Origin of the sequence: Streptomyces sp. (genome assembly GCF_035645055.1) — a bacterium.
Lineage (GTDB): Bacteria > Actinomycetota > Actinomycetes > Streptomycetales > Streptomycetaceae > Streptomyces.
The window spans coordinates 47,594-66,491 of record NZ_DASQNH010000025.1; the positions used below are offsets into that span (position 1 = coordinate 47,594).

General features: G+C 72.5%; 18 protein-coding genes. 11 read left to right on the forward strand and 7 right to left on the reverse strand.

Translation table 11 applies throughout. From position 1 onward, the window contains the following. Positions 1–74 precede the first annotated feature (74 nt). Together VE614_RS08340 and VE614_RS08345 are read left to right on the forward strand one after the other, a co-directional pair. The gene (locus tag VE614_RS08340) at positions 75–467 is read left to right on the forward strand and encodes a DUF2243 domain-containing protein (RefSeq protein WP_324934224.1); all 393 of its coding nucleotides are present in this window, start codon (positions 75–77) and stop codon (positions 465–467) included. A gap of 29 nt (positions 468–496) precedes the next feature. Then, positions 497–1,279, forward strand: coding sequence for a cytochrome c oxidase assembly protein (locus VE614_RS08345; RefSeq protein ID WP_324934226.1), 783 nt, complete (start codon positions 497–499; stop codon positions 1,277–1,279). Here VE614_RS08345 and VE614_RS08350 read toward each other — a convergent pair. Next, positions 1,261–1,794, reverse strand: coding sequence for a hypothetical protein (locus tag VE614_RS08350; protein WP_324934228.1), 534 nt, complete (start codon positions 1,792–1,794; stop codon positions 1,261–1,263). The genes VE614_RS08345 and VE614_RS08350 overlap by 19 nt on opposite strands. A 173-nt stretch (positions 1,795–1,967) precedes the next feature. Here VE614_RS08350 and VE614_RS08355 point away from each other — a divergent pair, with 173 nt between their 5' ends. The 4 genes from VE614_RS08355 (at position 1,968) to VE614_RS08370 (ending at position 4,107) form a co-directional block, all read left to right on the forward strand. Next, complete coding sequence (locus VE614_RS08355; RefSeq protein ID WP_324934230.1) at positions 1,968–2,357, forward strand: VOC family protein; 390 nt, start codon at positions 1,968–1,970, stop codon at positions 2,355–2,357. Between the two features lie 402 nt (positions 2,358–2,759). Then, the gene (locus VE614_RS08360; RefSeq protein WP_324934232.1) at positions 2,760–3,089 is read left to right on the forward strand and encodes a macro domain-containing protein; all 330 of its coding nucleotides are present in this window, start codon (positions 2,760–2,762) and stop codon (positions 3,087–3,089) included. Between the two features lie 14 nt (positions 3,090–3,103). Continuing rightward, complete coding sequence (locus tag VE614_RS08365; protein ID WP_324934234.1) at positions 3,104–3,436, forward strand: hypothetical protein; 333 nt, start codon at positions 3,104–3,106, stop codon at positions 3,434–3,436. A 29-nt stretch (positions 3,437–3,465) separates the two neighbouring features. Next, a complete protein-coding gene (locus tag VE614_RS08370; RefSeq protein WP_324934236.1) occupies positions 3,466–4,107 on the forward strand; it encodes a class I SAM-dependent methyltransferase in 642 nt (213 codons plus the stop codon). A gap of 16 nt (positions 4,108–4,123) precedes the next feature. On the opposite strand, the gene VE614_RS08375 is transcribed toward VE614_RS08370, so the two are convergent. Next, positions 4,124–5,608 carry a PHB depolymerase family esterase gene (locus VE614_RS08375; protein WP_324934238.1) on the reverse strand — a complete coding sequence of 495 codons (1,485 nt, stop codon included), beginning with the start codon at positions 5,606–5,608 and terminating at the stop codon, positions 4,124–4,126. A 179-nt stretch (positions 5,609–5,787) separates the two neighbouring features. On the opposite strand from VE614_RS08375, the gene VE614_RS08380 reads away from it, so the two are divergent. Then, complete coding sequence (locus tag VE614_RS08380) at positions 5,788–7,254, forward strand: tannase/feruloyl esterase family alpha/beta hydrolase (RefSeq protein WP_324934240.1); 1,467 nt, start codon at positions 5,788–5,790, stop codon at positions 7,252–7,254. Between the two features lies 1 nt (position 7,255). On the opposite strand, the gene VE614_RS08385 is transcribed toward VE614_RS08380, so the two are convergent. The 4 genes from VE614_RS08385 to VE614_RS08400 form a co-directional block, all read right to left on the reverse strand. After that, positions 7,256–8,020 (reverse strand): class I SAM-dependent methyltransferase, encoded by a 765-nt coding sequence (locus tag VE614_RS08385; protein ID WP_324934242.1) that lies wholly within the window; start codon positions 8,018–8,020, stop codon positions 7,256–7,258. Between the two features lie 102 nt (positions 8,021–8,122). Further along, on the reverse strand, positions 8,123–9,340 hold the full coding sequence (locus VE614_RS08390) for an aminotransferase class V-fold PLP-dependent enzyme (protein ID WP_324934244.1): 1,218 nt from the start codon (positions 9,338–9,340) through the stop codon (positions 8,123–8,125). 5 nt (positions 9,341–9,345) lie between these two features. After that, a complete protein-coding gene (locus VE614_RS08395; protein ID WP_324934246.1) occupies positions 9,346–10,674 on the reverse strand; it encodes a pyridoxal-phosphate dependent enzyme in 1,329 nt (442 codons plus the stop codon). Next, a complete protein-coding gene (locus VE614_RS08400; RefSeq protein WP_324934248.1) occupies positions 10,671–12,149 on the reverse strand; it encodes an alanine racemase in 1,479 nt (492 codons plus the stop codon). The genes VE614_RS08395 and VE614_RS08400 overlap by 4 nt, the downstream gene beginning before the upstream one ends. Positions 12,150–12,575: 426 nt before the next feature. On the opposite strand from VE614_RS08400, the gene VE614_RS08405 reads away from it, so the two are divergent. The 4 genes from VE614_RS08405 to VE614_RS08420 all read left to right on the forward strand — a co-directional run bounded on the left by VE614_RS08405 (position 12,576) and on the right by VE614_RS08420 (position 18,037). Beyond that, complete coding sequence (locus tag VE614_RS08405; protein WP_324934250.1) at positions 12,576–14,636, forward strand: discoidin domain-containing protein; 2,061 nt, start codon at positions 12,576–12,578, stop codon at positions 14,634–14,636. Between the two features lie 133 nt (positions 14,637–14,769). Then, positions 14,770–15,207, forward strand: coding sequence for a Fur family transcriptional regulator (locus VE614_RS08410; protein ID WP_324934252.1), 438 nt, complete (start codon positions 14,770–14,772; stop codon positions 15,205–15,207). A gap of 31 nt (positions 15,208–15,238) precedes the next feature. Next, on the forward strand, positions 15,239–17,461 hold the full coding sequence (katG, locus tag VE614_RS08415) for a catalase/peroxidase HPI (RefSeq protein ID WP_324934254.1): 2,223 nt from the start codon (positions 15,239–15,241) through the stop codon (positions 17,459–17,461). A 177-nt stretch (positions 17,462–17,638) separates the two neighbouring features. After that, positions 17,639–18,037, forward strand: coding sequence for an SseB family protein (locus tag VE614_RS08420; RefSeq protein WP_324934256.1), 399 nt, complete (start codon positions 17,639–17,641; stop codon positions 18,035–18,037). Between the two features lie 15 nt (positions 18,038–18,052). Here the strand turns inward: VE614_RS08420 and VE614_RS08425 are convergent, their stop codons facing one another. Next, positions 18,053–18,886, reverse strand: coding sequence for an arylamine N-acetyltransferase family protein (locus VE614_RS08425; RefSeq protein ID WP_324934258.1), 834 nt, complete (start codon positions 18,884–18,886; stop codon positions 18,053–18,055). Between the last annotated feature and the right edge of the window lie 12 nt (positions 18,887–18,898).

Sequence of the window (18,898 nt, forward strand, 5' to 3'; positions counted from 1 at the left end):
AGTGGGCGCGCGCCGGGGGCGCGACCGGGCCTCGGCGGTCACTGGCCGTTTGCGCTCTGATCGGCGCAGCGGTCATGGCCGCGATCGACGAGATCGTGTTCCATCAGATCCTCCACTGGCACCACTTCTACGACCGGTCCTCCGACGGGGTGGCACTGCTGTCGGACGGCCTGCTGCACACCGCGGAACTGCTGGGACTGGTCGCCGGGTTCGTCCTCTTCGCGGACCTGCGCCGACGGCACGCCCTGTCTCCGGCACACGCCTGGGCCGGGCTCTTCCTCGGCCTCGGCGCCTTCCAGGTCTTCGACGGGATCGTCGACCACAAGCTGCTGCGCCTGCACCAGATCCGCTACGGCGTCGACGTGACCCCGTACGACTGGGCCTGGAACCTGGCCGGCCTCGTCCTGCTCCTCATCGGCGCGGGACTGTCCGCCCGGGCCGCACGGCGGGGCCCGCGGACACCGTGACGGCCGGCCACCCTCCGCCCCTCGGACCGGTGGTCGCCCTCGTGGGTCTCCTGGCCGGAGTGGCGTACGCGCTGGCCGCGGGGCGTCTGCGGCGCCGTGGCGACGGCTGGCCCGGGCGGCGGGACGGCGCGTTCGGCGCCGGTGTGGCGCTGCTGCTCTGGGGGTGGTGCGGGCCGCTGCCAGGCGGCCCCTTCACCGAGCACTCGGTCCGTCATCTGTTCGTCGGCATGGCAGCGCCGGTCCTGCTCGTCATGGCCCGGCCCCTCACGCTGACGCTGCGCACCCTGCCGCCCGGCGGTCCCCGGCGCGGCCTGCTGAGCGTGGCGCACTCCAGGATCGCCGGATGGCTGCTGCTGCCCCCGCTCGCCGCGGCCCTGCACATCGGGGGCGTGTGGGCCCTGTACCGGACCGGTCTGATGTCCGTCACCCACCGCCACCCGCCGCTCGACGTCCTCGTCCACCTGCACATGGTGGGCGCGGGACTGCTGTTCGGCTTCGCCGTCTGCCAGCTGGATCCCGTGCGCCGGCGCCGGAGCCTGCCGGTGCGCGCCGGAACGCTGCTCGTCGCCGGGGCCGCCCATGCGGCCCTGGCCAAGGGCCTGTACGCCGCGGGCCCGCCGGGCACCGCCTTCACCGCCGACGATCTGCACACCGGCGCGCAGATCATGTACTACGGCGGTGACGCCGCGGAACTCCTGCTCGCGGCGGCGCTGGCCGTCCAGTGGTACGCCGCCACGGGACGCCGGCAGACCCGCGCCGTGACACGACGCGGCTACGGGACCGGTCTGCGCGTTCAGCGACCCCAGGCCTGATCACGCGGCGGCGGCCCCGCGCCGGCGCGGCGGCCCGGGCTCCGGCCCGCGTGCCGTTGGCCGGGTCCTGGACCGTCGCGGGCGGCCAGCGCGTCCGCGACGGCGCCGGTGGCGAACGCGTACACCGTCTTGTGCAGCAGGTCGGCCATCAGCTCGGCGCGCGGCCAGGTCGGGGGCGGGGCGCCGACGCCGGTCGCGTTCTCCAGGATCTGGTCATTGGTCAGCCGTACGACCGCGAACTGCGCCGATGCCCACGCGCCGCGCAGACCGGCGTGCGCCATGACCGACCGCAGGACACCGAGCAGGGCGCCCTGGCCGACGTGCATGGCCCAGTTCACCGCCACCGGCTGGCGTCCCGGGCGCTCGGGCAGTCCGGCCAGGCGCTCCAGCGTCCGCGCCGGGACGTGCGAATCGGGCCGCCCGGTCAGCCGCTGCTCCGCCTTCTCGCCGAGCGTCATCACCGCCACACCGGCCGTACCGGCGACCAGTCCCTGCCACACCGCTCGTCTCATCATGCCGCGCCGAGTACCCGGACCTGCCGGTTCCGGACCACGGTTCCCGGACCGCTTCCTGCGGGTGAAGGGGACACGACCATCCGGACGCCGCCCGCGTGGCGTGGGGCGGGACCGAGGGGCGGGTGGTGTGGCCTGGGGTGTCGGACGGCTCACCCGTGAAGGAGACACACGGCATGCTCGGACAATCGCAGGCGTTCAGCGGCTTCTCGGTCGACGACCTCGCCGCGGCCCGCAGGTTCTACGGTGAGACGCTCGGTCTCGAGGTGGAGGAGACCGGGCAGGGGGCCATGCGGATGCTGATCATCAGGCTCGGCAGCGGCGCGCGGATCTTCGTCTACCCCAAGGAAACGCACGCCCCCGCGACGTTCACCATCCTCAACTTCCCCGTGGACGACATCGACGCCACCGTCGGTGAGCTGGAACGACGAGGCGTGACCCTGGAGCGCTACCCCGGATTCGAGCACGACGAGAAGGGCATCGTCCGGGGCGACGAGGGCCCCGCGGCGATCGCCTGGTTCACCGACCCCGCCGGGAACGTGCTCTCCGTCCTCCAGGAGAACTGATCGGCTGCCGCCTCCACCGCCAACCCGGCACCCTGGAAAACTGGTTGGGTGCTGAACTGGATAACCCCCCGTCGCCTCGGCGCCGCCGCCGTCCTGTACGCCGTCTTCGTGAGCGGCTGGTATCTCGGCCGTCACCGATCGTCTGTTCACCACCGACGTGATCGTGGAGTGTGACGGGGCCGCCCATCCGCGCCTGCTGGCCGGGGTGGCCGGCGACTGGCGGTGAGGCCCCCGGGCCGTGCTCAGGACACGAGAGGATCCTCCTCCAGTTCGGTCAGCCGCACCGTGCACAGCCCGCCGCGCTCGGTCTTCTCTGACAACGCGATCTTCCCAACGGCGTTGTCAGTGGGGGGCGGTAGCGTCCGGAGCGGTGGAAGATCCGTGTGCCGATGGGAGTGGACCGTGACCGTGAACCGCGTGCAGTCGCCGCTGAGGGTCGTGCTGACCGACATCGACGCGAGTGTGGTGGAGGCCTGGCGGGCGGCGTTCGCCGACCACCCCGAGATCGAGATCCGCAAGGGGTCGATCCTCGACGAGAAGGCCGACGCCTGGGTCAGTCCGACCAACTCCCGCGGACGGATGGACGGTGGCGTGGACGCGGCCGTCACGCGGTACCTCGGAGCGGGCATCCAGCTGCGGGTGCAGCGGGCGATCCGCGACCGGTTCGGCGGAAGTCTCCCGGTGGGCAGCGCGGTCTGCGTCCCGTCCGGGGCGGTGAACCCGAAGTCCTGATCTCCACGCCGACGATGGAGCAGTCCTCGCAGAACGTGAGCGAGACCCTGAACGTGGCCCTGGCCAGCGCCGCCGCGTTCCAGGCGATCCACCGGCAGAACAGCGAAGCGCCCGGCAGCATCGAGTCGGTGGCCCTGGTCGGCATGGGCGCCCGCACCGGCCGGGTGCCCGCACGGGTGTGCGCCAACCTGATGTGGTCGGGCTACACCCTGTTCCACGACCACTCCTTCGGCGACTACGACGACCTGCGCGCCACGATCACCGCCCAGCTCGACGACATACAGAACGCGCCCGTGGCGAAGCCCGTGCGCATCACGCCGCCCCAGCGCCGCGCCGCCCGCCGCTGACCGACCGGCCACCGACCAGGAGAACTGGCTTGCACACCATCGACACGTCTCAACTGAACACCACGGCCCAGGCGTACGACGCCATCGCGCCCCAGTACGTCGCCCTGGTGCGGGACGGCCTGGCCCGCCTTCCCCTCGATCGCTCCATCATCGAGGCGTTCGCCGGCCTCGTCCGCCAGACCGGGGCCGGCCCGGTGGGGGACCTGGGCTGCGGACCCGGGTATGTGGCAGCCCATCTGCGCGACCTGGGCCTCGACGTCTTCGGGGTCGACCTGTCGGAAGCGCTGATCGAGCACGCTCGCGCGCTCTACCCGGATCTGCGGTTCTCCGTCGGGTCCATGGCCGCACTCGACGTCGCCGACGGCACCCTCGGAGGCATCGTCGCCTGGTATTCGATCATCCACGCCGCCCCCGCCGACGTGCCCGTGTATCTGGCGGAGTTCCACCGGGCGCTGGCCCCCGGCGGCCACCTTCTCCTCGGGTTCTTCGAGTCCGGGGGAGAGCCCCTGACGCCCTTCGACCACGCGGTCACCACCGCCCACCGCTGGCCGGTCGACCAGCTGGCGGGCCTGGCGAAGGACGCCGGGTTCCAGGAGCTGGGCCGCATGCTGCGGCAACCCCTCGAGAACGAGCGTTTCCAGCATGGGCGCCTGATCCTGCGCAGGGAGTGACGTCCCGTCGCGGGGATCAGCAGCCGGTGATCACGTAGTAGCCCGGCGAGGTCTGCTTCAGCGTCTGGACGGTGAACGTGTTCCACAGGCCCAGGTACTGGTCGGAGCCCTGGGCGTAGGCACGGCCGCCGCTCGCGTAGGCCCGCCCGGCGACCGTGTGGTCGTAGGTGCTCGCCGTGTGGCAGGTGGGGGTGAAACCCGTGGTGGTCGCGGTCACCGCGGCGGAGGCCGCGCCCGCACGACCGGTGGAGTCGACGGCGGTCACGGTGTAGCGGTAGGCCGTGCCGGTGGCCAGGCCCGTGTCGGTGTGGGCGGTGGACGCGGTGCCCGCCACCTTCGTACCACCGCGGAAGACCTGGTAGGAGTCCGCCCCGGCGACCGCGTTCCAGCGCAGGGCGACGGTCGTGCCGGTGGTTCCGGTGACGGTCAGCCCCGTGGGGGCGGGCAGCGTTCCGGGATCCCCGCCCCCGCCGTCCAGGCCCCAGAACCGGGCGGTGTGGTAGCCGGAGCAGATGGTGTCGAGGTAGTACGTGCCGGTGCTGCCGCACTGCTCGGCACCGCTGCCGGGGTCCACCGCGAGCCCGTGCGCCATACCGGAGACCGAGTAGACCTCGACCGCGGGCCTGCCGGAGGCGTCGTCGTAGACGCTGAGCGTGGTGCCCCCGGTGAGGCTCAGGGTGCGGGAGGGGGTCTGTTCGACGCCCCACACGTTCGTCCACTGGTCGCGCAGTTCGGTCGCGTTGGCGGGCCGGACCGTGGTGTCGGCGGAGCCCTGCCAGACCGCCACCCGGGGCCACGAGGCGGTGCCGGCGGGGGCGGCGGCGCGCACCAGGTCGCCCCACTGGGCCGGGGTCCTGTCCGGCGGGCTGTACATGCAGGTGTACGCCGCGGTCACACTGCCGGCGCAGTGGGCGGGCAGCCCGGAGGCGATGGATCCGCCCGCGAAGACATCGGGGTACGCGGCGAGCAGGTTCGCCGTCATGCCGCCACCGGCGGACAGGCCCGTGACGTAGACGCGCCGGGTGTCGCTGCCGTACTGCGTGACCGCCTTGTCGACCATCTGCCTGATCGACAGGGCCTCGCCGCTGCCGCGCCTGCTGTCGCCCGGCTCGAACCAGTTGAAGCAGGAGTTGGCGTTGTTCGCACCGTTCGTCTGGGGGAAGACCACCGCGAAGCCGAGGCGGTCGGCGAGCTTCGGCCAGCCCGAGTGGGTGTAGTAGTCGCTCGCGCTCTGCGTGCAGCCGTGCAGGGCGACCACGAGCGGGGCGCCGGAGGGCAGGGCGTCGGGGACGTAGCTGTACATGGCGAGGTTGCCGGGGTTGGTGCCGAAACCGGTGACCTGGGTCAGGCCCGCGGCGGCGGCGGGCGGGCCCACGGCCACCAGACCTGCCGTGAGGGCGAGGGCGCCCGCCGCGGCGGCGATCCAACGGCGGATGCCTCGCCTGACCCGGCGGCTCCGCCCGGCGGAGTGCGGCTCTCTCGGCTCTCTCGGCTCTCTCATGGCGACTGCCTCCTGCTCCTGGGGGATGGGTGGGGGCATCATCGGGGCGGCCGAGCGGCCAAGGCATAGGTCCGCAACCCAGGTCGAGAGGAAGTCCTGTGTGCCGGCCCGCCATGGTCACACCCACTGCCGGCCGCCTAACCTCCGCGCATCCCCGCACTCGACCCCGGAGGCAGCTGATGCGTCCCACCCGCCGCTCCGCACCAGGCTTTTGGCCACGGGCCGTCCCGGCCGCCCTCGCTCTGGCCGCGCTCGCCCTCACCTCCTCACCGGCGACGGCGACGGCGACAGTCCCGGCGACAGCGGCAGTCACCACGGCGTCCGCGTCCGCCGACGCCAGGGGCCACTGCGCCCGCCAGGCACACGTGCGCGTGCCCGGCGCCGAACGTCAGCGGGCGGCCTGTCTGACGGAGCTGACCACGGCCGGGACGGTCGCCTCCGGCCACACGGACCCCGCCGACTGGGCCGGGCTCACCCCGAAGGACCTGACGGTGCCGAGCGGGGTCCCCGGCATCCAGATCGACGGCTACTTCCCCGACACCTCCACCACCAACACCAACCACGGCTGGAACCACGACGCCCAGTTCGTCCTCCGCCTCCCGGACCGCTGGAACGGCGGACTGGTGGTCGCCGGTACGCCCGGCAACCGCGAGCAGTTCGCCAACGACCGGGCCATCGCCGACTGGGTCCTCTCCCGCGGTTACGCGTACGCCGCCACCGACAAGGGCAACACCGGGCTCGCCTTCCACCGGGACGGCAGCGCACCGGGCGACGCCATCGCCGAGTGGAACCAGCGGCTCACCCAGCTCACCAGGGCCGCCCGCGCGGCGGTCACCCAGCGCTATCTGCGCCCGCCGTCCCGCACGCTGGCGACCGGGATGTCCAACGGCGGCTACCTGGTGCGCTGGCAGCTGGAGAACCACCCCGGGCTGTACGACGGCGGCGTGGACTGGGAGGGCACCCTCTGGCGCGCCGACGGCCCCACGCTGCTGCACTTCCTGCCGCCGGCGCTGCGCGCCTACCCCCGGTACGCCGCGGGCGGCGCGGACGCCGAGCGGGCGCGGGCCGCGCTGCACGCCGCCGGATTCCCGGCCGGCTCGGAGTTCCTCTGGCCGTACCACCACCAGGTCTACTGGGACCTGACCCAGCGTATCCACCGTGAGGAACTCGACCCCGGCTACGACGGGACAGCCGAGGCCGGAACGCCGTACTGCGCGCCGGGCACCCCGGGCTGCGACGCCGACTACGACTACACGGCGCGGCCCGACGAGGTCCGGCGGGCCGTGGAGAAGATCGCGCTCACCGGGCGGATCGGCAAGCCGCTGATCACCCTGCACGGGACCCTCGACGTCCTGCTCCCGATCGGCCGGGACTCGGACGTCTACGCCCGCATGGTGGAGGACGCCGGGCGGGGCCACGCGCACCGCTACTACCGGATCGAGGGCGGCACCCACACCGACGGGCTCGTCGACGCCTTCCCGGACCGGCTGCGCCCGCTCACCCCCTGTCACCGCTCGGCGTTCACCGCGCTGGAGAACTGGCTCGCGGCGGGCCAGCGGCCGCCTGCCTCCCGCACGGTCGCCCGGCCCGCCGGGGCGGACGCCGCGGACCTGCTGACCCTGTGCTCCCTGTCCGGGCGGCCCTGAGTCAGCGGATCGCGACGACCACGTGGCTGTCGCCGTACTGCCAGACCGCGCCCGCCTGCCGGAACCCCGCCTCCCGCAGCAGCCGGACGTGCGCGGCGAGGGAGAGGGGCGCGGGCTCGGGGGTGCCGGCGGAGGGTTCGCGGGCGCGGCGTTCGGTGAGGAGGTCGGCCAGTTCGGGTTCCTCGGCGACCGCCGTCCACCAGGACGTCCAGTCCTCCTCGGGCCAGGCCCGCTGCCGCTCGGCGTGCCGGCTGCCGACCCGGTCGGCGATGGCGGCGAGGGCGGGATCCTCGTGCGGCAGGTGGTCGCCGTTGACGAGGACACCGCCGGGCCGCAGGAGTCCGGCGAGCCGCCGGTAGGTGCGCCGCAGCGCGTCCGGGGGCAGATAGTGCAGGGCGGTCGTGGACACGGCCGCGTCCAGCGGGCGGTCGAGGCCCAGGGCCTCGGTCCAGCCCGGTGCGTCGATCTCCGCGTCGACGTACCGGGCGGCGTCCGCGTGGTGGGTCCTGGCCAGCTCCAGCAGCAGCGGGTCCCGGTCGACCCCGACGATCTCGGCGGACGGCAGCCGGCGGGCCAGCCGGGCGGCCAGCGAGCCGGGGCCGCAGCCGAGGTCGACGACGAGCGGGCGGCCCGGCCGGCCGGCGGTGATGTGCTCGACGACGTCGGCGATGACGGTGAAGCGCTCCTCGCGGTCGATGGCGTACCGCTGCTGCTGGCGCTCCCAGCGCTCCACCCATCGTTCCGCCGTCGCCAGGCTCAGTCCCATGGGGTCGTGCCACCTCACCGTCTCGCACCCGATGTCCCGTCCGTACCACGAGTCTACAGGTGAAAACGGTTCCCATTATGCCTCCGCGGCGCCGCGCGTCACTCACGCCAGTGAAGCCAGGACGGACAGCAGCCGGTCGATCTCCGCCACGTCGTTGTAGACGTGCAGACTCACCCGTACCGAGCCCGTCGGCTCGCCCGCGCCGCCCTGGCAGTGCTGGTCGGAGCGGACCATGAACCCTTCGCTGAAGAGGATGAACCCGAGGTCGCCGGAGTCGACGGCGCGGTGCCGGAAGGTGACGATGCCCCGGCGCTGCTGGACGGACGAGTCGGCGGCGAGACTGGTCTGGCAGCCCAGGATCTCGTACGCGTCCAGCCGGCGCAGTCCGTCGGTGAGGCGGGCCGCCAAGGCGACCGTCCACCGTTCGATCCGGTCGACGCCCGCGGCGTCCAGCCAGTCCAGGGCCGCGGTCAGGGAGGCGATGCCGACGGTGTTGGGAGTGCCGGACCAGCCGCCGGGGGTGAACGCCGGTCCGCGCGCCTGGCGGGCCCAGACGGCACCCGTCCCCGGCAGGGCCATCGCCTTGTGCCCGGAGAAGACGACGAAGTCGACCTCCGGACCGGCCACCGACACCGGCACATGGCCGACGCTCTGGGCCGCGTCCAGGCAGATGACCGCGTCCGGGCCGACCGCCCGGCGGATCCGGTCGATGTTCATGTCGCCGCCGTACACGTGGTGGACGTGGGTGACGGCGACGAACCGGGTACGCGGCCCGGCCAGTTCGGCGAGCGCGGTGTGGTCGTAGTCGCCGGAGCCGGGCTGGTAGGGCATCGGCCGGACCCGGACGCGCACGCCCTGGCCGGCCAGCAGCCGCTGGGCCTCCAGCCACGGCTCGATGTTCGCCCGGTGGTCGGCGACGGGGACGACGATCTCGTCCCCGTCGGAGAGGAACGAGGGCAGCCAGTCACGGGCGAGCGCGCGCAGTCCCTCGGTGGTGCCGCTGGTGAAGTGGACGGCCGAGCCGTCCGGGGCCGGGTCGCCCAGGAACCGTCTGACCCGTTCGCGGGCCTCCTCGATCAGGGCGGTGCTCCGGTTCGCCCAGGGGTAGGTGCCGCGTCCGGCGTTGGCGTTGGTCGTGGTGAGGTAGGTCTGGACGGCGTCGAGCACCGCCCGGGGCTTCTGGGCGGTGGCGGCGCTGTCCAGGTAGGCGAGATCCGGATGGCCGGTGATGATGGGGAACTGGCCGCGCAGCGCGCGCTGCCACTGCGCCAGCTCCGTGAGCGCGGCGGTGCCCTGGGCGCGCAGGTGGGATGCGGTCATGGCGGTCAGTCCCGCACCAGGGGCGCGCCCGCGTCCCGCCAGGCGATGATGCCGCCGGCCAGACTGCGCACGTCCGGGTGTCCCATCCGGGTGAGCAGCGCGGCGTAGCGGGCGGACTTCTCGCCGACCGGGCAGGCCAGCAGGACCGGGCGGCTGCGGCTGAAGGGCAGTCCGCCGCGGAGCAGTTCCTCGAAGACCTCGTCGACGATGTTCACCGAGCCGTCGATGTGCAGCGCGGCGTACGCGAACGGGCTGCGCAGGTCGACCACCAGCGGCCGGCCGGTGCCGATCCAGGCCTGGGCGTCCGCGACTGCGACGGACGGGGCCGTACGGATCTCCTGTTCGGTCAGATCGGCCGGCGAGTTCGCCCGCGCCGGGCGCCCGAACAGGTCCGGGCGCCGCTGCCGTACGTAGCCGAGATAGCTCTCGACCCGGTCGCAGACGATGAACACCGCCGTCTGCCGCTCCTGCCCCCCGGTCAGCTCGGCGTCGACGACGCGCAGCCGCCGCACCGCGCCGAAGTAGGCGGCCCCGCCGGTGGGCCCGGCCAGGATGCCGCACCGGCGGTTGAGGGTGAGCATCCCCTCGATCGCCTCGTCCGAGCCGACCGCCTCGATCGTGTCGTACGTGGCGGGGTCGAACAGGCCCACCTCGTGGGCCTCGTCGAGGGTGCGGATGCCGGGGATGAAGTCGGACTTGGCCGCCACCAGACCGAGGACCCGCACGGCGGGGTCGTTCTCCCGCAGTACGCGCGCGACACCGGTGGACGACCCGGCGGTGCCCACACAGGCCACGAACCAGTCCGGGGCGCGGCCGTCCAGATCCTTGACGATCTCCGGCCCGGTGCCGGTCAGATGGGCCTCGGTGTTGCGCGGGTTGAAGTACTGGTCCGTGTGGAGATACGCGCTGCCCTGCTCGGAGATCGTCCGGTGGAACAGGGTCAGCGGGTCGTCGGTGGCGGTCGGGTCCAGGCACTCGCTCTGGCCCGGCAGCTCCTCGATCTCCGCCCCGAGCAACAGCAGCAGATCCTTGATCTCGGGCACCCGCATCCGGTTGGTGACGCTCTTGAAGGCCAGGCCGTGCATGCCCGCGAGCACGGCCAGCGCCTTCGCCGTGTTGCCGCTGGACAGTTCGACGACCTGGCTGCCCCGCGCGGCGGCCGTGGCCAGGTGCGGGCGGGCCATGTTCCAGGCGGCCCGGTCCTTCACCGAGCCGAACGGGTTGAGCAGCTCCAGCTTGGCGTACAGGTCGATGCGGCGCAGACCGTGCACGGACGGGTCGATGCGCACCAGCGGGGTGTTGCCGATGGCCTCGGTGATGCTGTCGTACCTCACTGTGCTCCCCCCACGGAGGTGGTCGGCCAGTACTGATCGTCCAGGCACCAGCGCCACGCGCCGGCCTCCTGCCAGGCGGCGACCTTGCGGGCGACGGGCTGCCGCTGGGCGGCTGTGGCGTGGAAGTCCATGCAGTAGCCGGCGGTGTTCACGAAGGCCATCAGGTCACCCGGTTCGGGCCGGCCCGGCAGGAACACCGTGCGGCGGGTGATCAGGTCGGCCTCCAGGCACAGGCTGCCGAAGAGGTGGACGGCGACCGGTCCGCCTCCGCCGGCGGGTGCCGGAGGCCGTCGGGCGCGGGGGACGACGACGGGGTCCATCAGGACGCCGTGCTCCTCCAGGGCCACGTCCGGGGCCTTCGCCGCCAGCCGTACCAGCAGTTCGCCGCCGGGCTCCTGCTCGCGCACCTCCAGTACCTTCGCCAGGGTCAGCCCGCACTGGTCCAGCAGGGCCCGGCCGGGCTCGGTGTACAGGTCGTAAAGATGCTCCACCAGCAGCTCGCCCAGCGGCCGGCCGCCCAGGGACGGCGAGGGACGCGCGAGCAGCTCGTCGAGGTAGCGCGCGCCGGAGACCGGCCGGTGGGCGGGGTACAGCCCGAGGGAACCGCGCAGCGTGCCGCCTTCGTTGCGCAGCCCGTAGCCGTGTCCGCCCCAGGTCAGCGGTGGCCGGTTGCCCAGCACGGCGTCGGTGAGCGCGCTGGTGTAACGCTCCCACTGCTCACCGTCGGCGAGATAGCCGAGCCCGAATCCGCCGCCGATGTCGACGGCCCGGGGCCGCAGCCCTCTCCGGCGCGCCTCCTCCAGCGCCCGCAGGCAGCCTTCGAGCGCGGTCGCCTTCTCGTCGAGGCTCGTGGTGTCCAGATGGTAGGCCACCCCGATCAGCTCGACCGCGTCCTGATGCCGCTCGACCGCGTCCAGCAGCGGCTCGCAGTCCCGCACGGGCGTACCGAACCGGCTGCGGCGGCTCAGCACCCGGACGCCCGCCGCCTCGAACCCGGATAATCGCAGCAGCACACGCACCCGGGGCAGAGTGAAATGCCGCACCACCGCGGCCAGTTGCTCCAGCTCCTCCCGGCTGTCGACGCTGACGGTGACGGACGTGCGGGCGGCCAGCCACAGGAACTCGGGGTTCTTCGGGCCGGTGGCGAGGACGCGGTCGGGCGTGAATCCGGCGCCGAGCGCGTGCTGCAACTCGCCCAGCGACGCGACGTCCACCCCGGCGTCGGTGGCGGCCAGCCGGCGCAGCAGGGCGCTGGACCGGTTGGCCTTGTGGGCGAAGTACACCTGGCCGGACAGATGGTGACCGGCGTACACCGCGCGGAAGCGCTCGGCGTTCGCGGCGATCTGCTCGGGGATCACCACGTTCAGCGGCGAGCCGAGCGCGTCGACCAGCGGGTGCAGGACGTCGGGGGACGCCAGCAGCGAGCCGAGGCGTGGACCCAGCCGCGGTTCCAGAAACAAGGGATGCCCGCCCATGCCCGCCCCTCCACCCGCACGTCAGACCCGGCATCCCGGGCACGCCCCCACCACTCCCGAGCTTTGCCGTATAGCCCCCTTTCCAATCTCCGGTCGCTTTACGCCCGGTACGGCCTGCCCGTCGGACGATCCGCCGCTGCCGCGTATGCGCAACTTCTGGACTCGCATGGCTGCTTGAGGCCTGTCGTGCTCGAATCCCGAGGCGCATCATGGAGGGCCGGGAGACCGAGCGCATTCCGCCGGGCCTGGCGGACTGGTGCGCCAAGGCGCGGCGGACTCCCGGCCGGGGGACGCGAGCAGCCGGGGTGCGCGAGCATCCTGGAGGACCCGTTTCCCTTGGGCGCCGGTGGGCTTCTTGACTCCTGCGCCGCCGGTCGCGATTCTCTTCGGATCCCTTGCGTGGGCATGACAATCCGAGGAGTGGCCATGGCGCGACGCTCGTACCGCAGCCGGAAACACGTCACCGTGGTGACGCTGCTCCTCCTGGTCCTCGCCCTGGCCCTCGGCCCCGCACCCACCTCCGCCGCGGGCGACGACTGGTGGAACCCTGCCGCGCGCCCCGCGCCCGACTCGCAGATCAACGTCACCGGCGAACCGTTCACCGGCGCCGACGGCAAGGGAGAGGTGCGCGGATTCGTCGACGCGCACAACCACCTGTTCTCCAACGAGGCCTTCGGCGGACGTCTCATCTGCGGCAGGACCTTCTCCGAGGCGGGCATCGCCGACGCCCTCAAGGACTGCCCCGAGCACTACCCCGACGGCTCCCTCGCGATCTTCGACTTCATCACCAACGGCGGTGACGGCAAGCACGACCCGGTCGGCTGGCCCACGTTCGAGGACTGGCCCGCGCACGACTCGCTCACCCACCAGCAGAACTACTACGCCTGGGTGGAGCGGGCCTGGCGCGGCGGCCAGCGGGTGATGGTCAACGACCTCGTCACCAACGGCGTGATCTGCTCGGTGTACTTCTTCAAGGACCGCAGCTGCGACGAGATGACGTCGATCCGGCTCCAGGCGAAGCTGACGTACGACCTCCAGGCCTACGTCGACCGGATGTACGGCGGCCCCGGCAAGGGCTGGTTCCGGATCGTCACCGACAGCGCGCAGGCCCGCCGGGTGATCGAGCAGGGCAAGCTGGCCGTCATTCTGGGCGTGGAGACCTCCGAGCCGTTCGGCTGCAAGCAGGTCCTGGACGTGCCGCAGTGCGACAAGGAGGACATCGACAAGGGGCTGGACGAGCTGTACGCGCTCGGCGTGCGCAGCATGTTCCTGTGCCACAAGTTCGACAACGCGCTGTGCGGCGTCCGCTTCGACTCGGGTGCGCTCGGCACCGCGATCAACGTCGGGCAGTTCCTGTCCACCGGCACGTTCTGGAAGACCGAGAAGTGCGCGGGCCCGCAGGCCGACAACCCCATCGGCCTCGCCGCCGCCCCCGGGGCCGAGAAGCGGCTGCCGGCGGGCGTGTCCGTCCCGTCGTACGCCGCGGACGCCCGCTGCAACGCGCGCGGGCTGACCGCACTCGGCGAGTACGCCGTGCGCGGCATGATGCAGCGCAAGATGATGCTGGAGATCGACCACATGAGCGTCAAGGCCACCGGCCGGGTGCTCGACATCTTCGAGGCCGAGTCCTACCCCGGCGTGCTCTCCTCGCACAGCTGGATGGACCTGAACTGGACCGAGCGGGTCTACCGCCTCGGCGGCTTCGTCGCCCAGTACATGCACGGCTCCGAGGGCTTCACCGCGGAGGCGGAGCGCACCGACGCGCTGCGCGACAAGTACGGCGTCGGCTACGGCTACGGCACCGACATGAACGGCGTCGGCGGCTGGCCCGGCCCGCGCGGCACGGGCACCGGCAACCCGGTCCGCTACCCGTTCCGCAGCGTCGACGGCGGCTCCCTCATCGACCGGCAGACCACCGGCGAGCGCACCTGGGACCTGAACACCGACGGCGCCGCCCACTACGGGCTCGTCCCCGACTGGATCGAGGACATCCGGCTGGTCGGCGGCCAGGACGTCGTCGACGACCTGTTCCGCGGCGCCGAGTCCTACCTCGGCACCTGGGGCGGCACCGAACGGCACCGCGCGGAGACCAACCTGGCCGCGGGCGCCACGGCCACCGCCAGCTCCACCGAGTGGTGGAACCCCTTCACCGGCTTCGCGCCCGGCCGGGCCGTCGACGGCGCCCGGGACACCCGCTGGGCCAGCGAGTGGAGCGACGCCCAGTGGCTCCGTCTCGACCTGGGCGCCACCCACCTCGTCGGCCGCGTCACCCTCGACTGGGAACGCGCCTACGCGAAGGCGTACCGCGTCGAGCTGTCCGCCGACGGCGAGACCTGGCGGGCCGCGTGGTCCACCACGGCCGGTGACGGCGGGCTGGACACCGCGCGGTTCACGCCGATTCCCGCCCGGTATGTCCGCGTCCAGGGCCTGGCCCGGGGCACCGACTGGGGCTACTCGCTCCACGAGGTGAGCGTCCACAGCGGCTGACGCTCCCGCCCGCACCGCTCTGACCAGGCCGTCCCCGCGCCACCCCGGCGCCGCCGGGGTGGCTTCCCACGGCCACCCAACTTGAACGCATTGTTTTCTTTAATTGTTCGTGTTTAGGCGGTAGGTTGACCGCATGACCGCACCCGGGACCCCGACCACCGCCGACGAACTGCGGGGAGCCGGCCTGCGGGTGACGGCCGCCCGTGTCGCGCTGCTCGAAACCGTGCGGGCCGGTGACCACCTCGACGCCGAGGCCATCGCCTCCGGCGTCCGCGAGCGCGTGGGCCACATCTCCCTCCCGGCCGTGTACGAGGCGCTGCACGCGCTGGCCGCGGCAGGACTCGTCCGCCGTATCGAACCCCCGGGCAGCCCGACCCTCTACGAGGGCCGCGTCGGGGACAACCACCACCACCTCGTGTGCCGCTCGTGCGGCGTCGTCGCCGACGTCGACTGCGCGGTCGGCCACGCCCCCTGCCTCACCGCCTCGGACGACCGCGGCTTCCTCGTCGACGAGGCCGAGGTCATCTACTGGGGTCTGTGCCCCGGCTGTTCCACCACCAGCAGTTCCTGAGCACCGTGATCACTAGTCCGGAAGGTTTCCCATGGCTGAGAACCCCGATGCGATCGTCACCGACCCGAAGACGGAGGGAACCGGTGGCTGTCCGGTCGCGCACGGGCGGGCCCCGCACCCCACCCAGGGCGGTGGCAACCGCCAGTGGTGGCCGGAGCGCCTCAACCTGAAGATCCTCGCGAAGAACCCCGCCGTGGCGAACCCGCTCGGCGAGGACTTCGACTACGCCGAAGCCTTCAAGAGCCTCGACCTCCCGGCCGTGAAACGGGACATCGCCGAGGTGCTGACCACCTCCCAGGACTGGTGGCCGGCCGACTTCGGCCACTACGGGCCGTTCATCATCCGCATGGCCTGGCACAGCGCGGGCACCTACCGGATCAGCGACGGCCGCGGCGGCGCCGGCGCCGGCCAGCAGCGCTTCGCCCCGCTGAACAGCTGGCCGGACAACGCCAACCTCGACAAGGCCCGCCGCCTGCTGTGGCCGGTCAAGAAGAAGTACGGCCAGAGCCTTTCCTGGGCCGACCTGATGATCCTCGCCGGCAACGTCGCCCTGGAGACCATGGGCTTCAAGACCTTCGGCTTCGCCGGTGGCCGCGAGGACGTCTGGGAGCCGGAGGAGGACGTCTACTGGGGCCCCGAGACCACCTGGCTCGACGACCGGCGCTACACCGGCGACCGCGAGCTGGAGAACCCGCTCGGCGCCGTCCAGATGGGCCTCATCTACGTCAACCCCGAGGGCCCCGGCGGCAACCCCGACCCGCTGGCCGCGGCCCGCGACATCCGTGAGACCTTCCGCCGCATGGCGATGAACGACGAGGAGACCGTCGCCCTCATCGCAGGCGGCCACACCTTCGGCAAGACCCACGGTGCCGGCCCCGCCGACCACGTCGGCGCCGACCCCGAGGCCGCCACCATGGAGGAGCAGGGCCTCGGCTGGAAGAACACCTACGGCACCGGCAAGGGCGCGGACACCATCACCTCCGGTCTGGAGGTCACCTGGACCAGCTCGCCCACCAAGTGGAGCAACAACTTCTTCTGGAACCTCTTCAGCTTCGAGTGGGAGCTGACCGAGTCCCCGGCCGGCGCCAAGCAGTGGCGGCCGAAGGGCGGCGCGGGCGAGGGCACCGTCCCCTCCGCCCACGACCCGCAGAAGAAGATCGCGCCGGGCATGCTCACCACCGACCTGGCGCTGCGCTTCGACCCGGTCTACGAGCAGATCTCCCGCCGCTTCCTGGAGAACCCCGACCAGTTCGCCGACGCCTTCGCCCGCGCCTGGTACAAGCTGACCCACCGCGACATGGGCCCGAAGTCGCTGTACCTCGGCCCGGAGGTCCCGGAGGAGACCCTGCTGTGGCAGGACCCGCTGCCGGAGCGCGAGGGCGAGCTCATCGACGCCGCCGACGTCGCGGCCCTGAAGGCCAAGCTGCTCGACTCGGGCCTCAGCGTCTCCCAGCTGGTCGCCACCGCCTGGGCGTCGGCCTCCACGTTCCGCGGCAGCGACAAGCGCGGCGGCGCCAACGGCGCCCGCATCCGCCTGGAGCCGCAGCGCAACTGGGAGGTCAACGACCCCGACCAGCTCGCGGTCGTCCTGCGCACCCTGGAGACCGTCCAGCAGGAGTGGAACACCGGCCCCCGCAAGGTCTCCCTCGCCGACCTGATCGTCCTCGGCGGCTGCGCCGCGATCGAGAGGGCCGCCAAGGACGCCGGGTTCGACATCGAGGTGCCCTTCACCCCGGGCCGCGTCGACGCGACCGAGGAGCACACCGACGTCGAGTCCTTCGCCGCGCTGGAGCCCACGGCCGACGGCTTCCGCAACTACCTGGGCAAGGGCAACCGCCTCCCGGCCGAATACCTGCTGCTCGACCGGGCCAACCTGCTCACCCTGAGCGCCCCCGAGATGACCGTGCTCGTCGGTGGCCTGCGCGTGCTCGACGCCAACCACCAGCAGTCGCAGCTCGGCGTCTTCACCACGACCCCGGGCGCGCTGACCAACGACTTCTTCGTCAACCTGCTCGACCTGGGCACGACCTGGAAGTCGACCTCCGAGGACCAGACCGCCTTCGAGGGCCGTGACGCCGCCACCGGTGAGCTGAAGTGGGCCGGCAGCCGTGCCGACCTGGTCTTCGGCTCGAACTCCGAGCTGCGCGCGCTCGCCGAGGTCTACGCCGCCGACGACGCGAAGGAGAAGTTCGTCAAGGACTTCGTCGCCGCGTGGGTCAAGGTCATGGAGCTGGACCGCTTCGACCTGGCCTGATGGGCTCCGGCCCGGACCGGTGAGCCGTCTCGGCCCACCGGTCCGGGCCGCTCGGTTTGTGCGACGCAGGGGCGCGGGCGCGCATGGTCCGGGCGGCTTCGGGTACGCGAGGAACACCCGCCCGACCGATCTTGGCCGGACGCCGGTGTACGACCGCAGCTACCTGGGGAACCCGCCATGGACACACCCGCCGGCAACGGCACCAACCCCGCCCAGCAGGCGCTCGACGCGCTCGCCCGGGACACCGAGGACACCGCCGCGCTGGACACCCTCGCCCACAGCGATGTGCTCGTCCCCGTGCCCGACGACGTCCCGGAGGAGGACGCGACCGATCCCACCGCCGTGGCGCTGCCCGTCCTGGAGCAGCCGGACGGGGTGCCGGTCGTGCCCGTCTTCACCTCCGAGCTGGAGATGGCCGGGCTGCTGCCCTTCGTCTCCCGCTACCGCCTGGTCCCGCTGGGCGTGCTGGCCGCGCAGTGGCCCTCCGACGACCTGTCGCTCACCATCGACGCCAGCTCCGCCCACGGGCTGACCCTGACCTCGGCCGGGGTGCGTACCCTCCTCGCCCGCCCCTGACGGCGGCGCCCGGGATCAGAGCGAGAGCGTCATCCCGTCCGGCACGGTGATGCCGAAATCAGCGTCCAGCACCTGGCGCACCTCGGCCTCACCGGCCAGCTCGCGCTTGCGCACCGTGCCGTCGGCACCGGTCTCGGTGAGGAGCCGGCCTTCCAGCAGGAGATGCCCGTCGGACGTGGTCCGCTGGGCGAACAGACGGCGGGTGAACGGTGACCGGGGGTTCGTCGCCACCTCCCAGTTGAGCACCTCGTAGTCGCACAGTTCGAACGGCTCCAGGGTGAACACGTACTGCGCCACCCACTCGTCCCCGACCCGGTCGTACGCCTCCAGCACCCACAGCTCCGACGGCCCGCTGTGCGGCGCGTGGACGAACCGGTGGCGGCGCCCCGCGTCGTGGAGTTCGGTCCCGGAGACCAGCGGCACCGCCTCCAGCAGTGCCCCGGCGGCCCCGTACCCCACGTCGGCGAGATACGGCCGTGGATCGTCCGCGGCGGTGACGAGCAGGATCATGTGGCCGCGCGGGCGGCTCTCGATACGGTCGGCGCCCAGGACGACCCGCGCGACGAGCCGGGTCACCCGGAAACCGAGCGCTTCCAGGACGTACGAGAACAGCAGGTTCTGCTCGTGGCAGTAGCCCCCGCGCCTGCTGTGCACCAGCTTGGCCATGAGATCGTCCGGGGCCAGGGACGGAGCCCTGAGCCGCAGGGCCTCCAGATTCTCGAACGGAACGGACCGGGCATGGGCCAGATGCAGCCCCCGCAGCGTCGCCGTGTCGGCGCGGCGCGGCCCCTCCCAGCCGATCCTGCGGAAGTAGGCGTCGAGATCCACTAATGGCGTCGTTTCGGACATGCGCCTCACCCT